At 74.0% G+C, this 4,265-nt stretch carries 5 protein-coding genes and 1 pseudogene; 1 reads left to right on the top strand and 5 read right to left on the bottom strand.

The annotated features are described in order from the left end of the window. Positions 1–133 precede the first annotated feature (133 nt). Complete coding sequence (locus AC08OQ_RS18020; RefSeq protein WP_462203539.1) at positions 134–568, top strand: arsenate reductase ArsC; 435 nt, start codon at positions 134–136, stop codon at positions 566–568. Positions 569–605: 37 nt separating this feature from the next. Here AC08OQ_RS18020 and AC08OQ_RS18015 read toward each other — a convergent pair whose 3' ends face one another. From AC08OQ_RS18015 to AC08OQ_RS17995, 5 genes and pseudogenes are all read right to left on the bottom strand, one after another. Further along, positions 606–1,124, bottom strand: a complete 519-nt coding sequence (locus AC08OQ_RS18015) for a MarR family winged helix-turn-helix transcriptional regulator (protein WP_476602179.1) — start codon at positions 1,122–1,124, stop codon at positions 606–608. Between the two features lie 180 nt (positions 1,125–1,304). After that, entirely contained in the window at positions 1,305–1,760 is a 456-nt protein-coding gene (locus AC08OQ_RS18010) for a cobalamin biosynthesis protein (RefSeq protein WP_462187362.1), read from the bottom strand. Beyond that, complete coding sequence (locus AC08OQ_RS18005) at positions 1,757–3,373, bottom strand: cobyrinate a,c-diamide synthase (protein WP_476602178.1); 1,617 nt, start codon at positions 3,371–3,373, stop codon at positions 1,757–1,759. Before AC08OQ_RS18005 ends, AC08OQ_RS18010 begins: the two co-directional genes overlap by 4 nt. After that, positions 3,367–3,975, bottom strand: coding sequence for a cob(I)yrinic acid a,c-diamide adenosyltransferase (cobO, locus tag AC08OQ_RS18000; RefSeq protein ID WP_476602177.1), 609 nt, complete (start codon positions 3,973–3,975; stop codon positions 3,367–3,369). The genes AC08OQ_RS18005 and cobO overlap by 7 nt, the downstream gene beginning before the upstream one ends. Beyond that, positions 3,972–4,265: pseudogene (locus AC08OQ_RS17995) on the bottom strand (protoporphyrin IX magnesium chelatase); the annotation flags it as partial. The gene cobO and the pseudogene AC08OQ_RS17995, both read right to left, overlap by 4 nt.

Below are 4,265 nucleotides of genomic sequence, written 5' to 3'. Positions count from 1 at the left end.
CACCCCGACGTGATCCGAACAAGAGATCAAGAAGCTGGCTCATCGCACGCACGTGCGGAAGACAAGCCTAGACACGACCGCATCCATCGGCGTAGCCGGCACGCTGCGCTGTGAGGAAGGCCACGAGACTGCCGTGACCACCAGCCCTGTTGCATCCGTCCTGTTCGTCTGCGTGCACAACGCCGGCCGCTCCCAGATGGCCGCCGGATTCCTGCGACACCTCGCCGGTGACCGGATCGAGGTGCGTTCCGCCGGCTCCCTGCCCGCCGAGCAGGTCAACCCCGCCGCGGTCGCCGCCATGGCCGAGGTCGGCATCGACATCACCGGCCAGAAGCCCAAGGTGCTGACCACCGAGGCGGTGCAGGCCTCCGACTATGTGATCAGCATGGGCTGCGGCGACGCCTGCCCGGTCTTCCCCGGCAAGAACTATCTCACCTGGGACCTCGACGACCCCGCCGGCCAGGGCGTCGACGCTGTTCGCCCGATCCGCGACCAGATCGAGATCCTTATCAAGGACCTCATCGCGGAGATCGGCAGCCGGCCGGAGCGTCCGGGCATCCCAGCCTGACCGCTCTGCCCGCCGAGGTAGATGCCAACGTGCGTGATTACGCCCCCCGGAGATCCGCGCTCAGGGCCCGCCGGTGGCGGCGGGGGACGGGTCCGGCCGGGCGGCGGTCATCGAGCTGTTCGACCAGGCGTGACAGGGCCGGCAAGGCTTCGACGATAACGGCCTGGTCGGCGGCGGCGAGCCGGCCCAGTGCGTCGCCGAGCCTGCGTTCGTGGGCCTCGCGCCACCCCTGCAGATGGCGGGTACCGGTCTCGGTCAACGACACCCGGGCCGCGCGCCGGTCGGCCGGGTCGGTGACCCGCCGCAGAAGATCCGCGTCCGACATCTGTTGCACCAGGGTGCTCACCGTATTCGGAGCCAGGTGGAGCAGGCCGGCGAGCTCACCTACCCGCGCGCCGTCGCGTTCCTGCAGGCACTGCAACAACTCCACCTGGGCCATCGGCAGGGCCTCCCACGGGTAGTCGCTACGGATACTCGTCCGCAGCACCCGTCGAAGTCGAGTGACGACCTCGGTCAACGCCCGCGCGTCCCGTTCCAGCCGTAGCTGCACCGCCACCCCGACAGGATAGCTAGGAAAGGGCCGGGTTTCACCGGTCGGATCAGCAGGTTCTCCGCACCGACGATCGCCTGGCGGGATCATCACCCGCTCGCGTTTGTCTTCCTTAACAACACCAGCGCCGCGAGCCGATGCTGATCAAAGTGGTCCGCTCGACCACCCAGCCGACCTGGTCCGCGGTCACGCGGAAGCGCCGCTACCCCGATCCGGCGCGCCATGCCGGGCGATCGCGACCGTCACCCGCCGGCCGGCGCGTTTGGGCACAAGCAGGACCGGCTGTGGCATGGCCGTTCCCAGGGACAGGGGGACAGCGAGGGGGATCAGGCAGGCGGCCTCGGCGACGCTCGGGGTGCCGAGCGCGGCGTGGGCGGCGGCACCGGGATGGGGCACGTCGACGCCTGCGAGCAGGGCGGCGGGATGGCCCACCAGCGGCCAGCCGTGGTGGCGTGCGGCGGCGACGACGCCCGGTTCGTCCCGGCGGGCCTCGACCGTCGCCATCCGGCGCACCGCGCTCATCGGCGCCGCGAGGTCGTGCAGCGCCGCCTCGACCAGCCCCAGGATCTCCGCCGCCGTCACCCCGGGCCGTGCACCGACACCGACGACCAGTCCCCCGTCCCCCGGTTCTGCTCCGGTCACGCCGCGCGGGCGGCGGCGAGCAGGCGGGTGGCGGCGCCGGGTCGTCCGGCCCAGTGCAGATGCAGGTAGGAGGCGTGCACCCGGCGGTGCACGAACCCCTCGGACATCCACGGCGACGCCGCCTGCTCCCCGCCACGCCGGCCACCACCCGCGACGCGTCCCGGCGCAGGCCGGGGAGCGGTTCCGGGAGCGGTTCCGGGTATCGGCAGCCACCACGCCGCCACCCCCGACGGCCCGGGGGGCCCGCCCGCGGCGCCGCCGCGGGCGGGGGACGGCGACCGTGGGTCGGACGGCGACCGGCCGGGTGGGGGCAGCAGGACCGTACGGTGGAACTCGTGGGCGTGCACGGTGGTCCCGGCCGCCGCCAAGGGGCTGTCCGCGGCGGCGATCGCGCTGCGGTAGCCGAGGGTGAGCCGCGGGCCCATCACCGCCTCCACGTCGAGAACCCCGCACATCGGCGCGCCGTCCAGGGTGCGGGCCAGGTAGAGCAGTCCGGCGCACTCGGCGGCGACCGGCCCGCCGCGGGCGGCGAACGCGGCGACCTCGGCGCGTAACCGGGCGTTGTCGGCGAGCGCGGCGACGTGCTCCTCGGGGAAACCACCGCCGATGATCAGGGCGTCGGTTCCCGGTGGCAGCGTCTCGTCGCGCAGCGGGTCGACGGGGACGACGTCGGCGCCCGCGGCGGTGAGCAGCTCGATGTGTTCGGGGTAGCCGAAGGTGAACGCGGCTCCCCCGGCGACCGCGACCCGCGGGGGCCGGTCGGGCACCGCGGGCACCGCCGGGTCTGCTGTCGTGACCGCTACCGGAGCGATCGCTGCCGGGTCCGCCGGTCCGGCCGCGGCGAGCACGGTGGCCGGATCCCAACGTGCGACGCGCAACGGCGGCGCGGTGCGTGCCACCCGCAGCAGGGCGTCGAGGTCGCAGGCGGATCCGACCAGCGTGCCGAGCCGGTCGACGGCGGCGACGGCGGCGGGCCTGCGTTCCGCCGCCGGTACCAGACCGAGATGCCGCGAGGGGGTGTGGACGGCCTGTTCCCGCGGCACCGCGCCGAGCACGGGCACGGCGATGTCGTCGAGTGCCTCGGTGAGCAGGTCGCGGTGACGGGGGGAACCGACCCGGTTGAGGATCACCCCGGCCAGGCGGATCCGCCGGTCGAATCCGCGGAACCCGGCGACGAGCGCGGCGATCGAGCGGGCGGCGCCGGAGACGTCGACGACGAGCACGACGGGGGCGTCGAGCAGCCGGGCGACGTGCGCGGTGGAGGCATGGTCGGCCTGCTCACCGGGACCGGGACGGGCCACCCCGTCGAACAGGCCCATCACCCCTTCGACGACGGCGAGGTCCGCGCCGCGGGCCCCGTGGGCGAACAGCGCGGCGATGCGCGCCGCTCCGCAGAGCACCGCGTCGAGGTTGCGGCCCGGCCGGCCGCAGGCCAGCGCGTGGTAGCCGGGATCGATGTAGTCCGGGCCGACCTTGTGCGGGGAGACGCGCAGGCCGCGGGCGGTGAACGCGGCCATCAGCCCGGTGGTCACCGTCGTCTTGCCGGCGCCGCTGGCCGGGGCGGCGAGAACCAGCCGGGGAATGTCGATCTCCGCCCGGAGCTCGCTCACCATTCAATGCCCCGCTGCCCTTTTTGCCCGGTGTCCATGGGATGGCGGACCTTGGTCATCTCGGTGACGAGGTCGGCGGCGTCGAGCAGCTCCCAGGGGGCGCGCCGCCCGGTGACGACGACATGCTGACGGCCGGGGCGGGAGCGCAGGACCTCGACGACCTCGTTGACGTCGAGCCATCCCCAGCGCAACGGGTAGGTCAGTTCGTCGAGCACGTACAGCCGGTAGGTCTGCGCGGCGAGGTCCCGGGTGATCTGCGCCCAGCCCTCCCGGGCGGCGGCACCTGGGTCACCGTCCGGGTCGACCCGTTCGCGCACCCAGCTCCAGCCCGCGCCCATCTTGTGCCAGGTGACCGGGCCGCCCTGGCCGGAGTCGGCGAGTACCTGCAGCGCGCGTTCCTCGCCGATGCGCCACTTCGCGGACTTGACGAACTGGAACACTCCGACCGGCCAGCCCTGTGACCAGGCGCGCAACGCCAGACCGAACGCGGCCGTCGACTTCCCCTTGCCGTCGCCGGTGTGAACCATCAGCAGCGGCCGGTCGCGGCGCTGGCGGGTGGTCAGCCCGTCGTCGGGGACGGTCTCGGGCTGTCCCTGCGGCGTCAACAGGCCACCTCCCCGGACGTCGTGCGGGACGCCGCGCGAGGAGTGAGATGGTGCAGGGCGTCCAGTGGGATCGTGATGCCGCCGAGGGCGCCCGCGAGCCGCTGGGCCAGGCCCAGGCGCAGGAAATCGTTCTCGCAGTCGACGACGACGCTGCTCAACTCACCCCGGCCGCCGCCACGCCCCCCACCGCCACGCCCCCCGGTACCCGCCCGCCCGCCCGTCGCCGGTCCGGCCGCGCCACCGGCGGCGCGCACCAGCGCGCGGGCCACCGGCAGCGGGTCGCCCCCGGC

Source organism: Frankia sp. CcCS3, from assembly GCF_977927575.1.
Note: the sequence above shows the minus strand (reverse complement) of the source record. Positions and strands in the feature narration are given on the sequence as shown.

Coding starts and splice junctions, on each gene's coding strand:
- AC08OQ_RS18005 (WP_476602178.1), bottom strand. CDS start 3,373: ATGGTGAGCGAGCTCCGGGCGGAGATCGACATTCCCCGGCTGGTTCTC.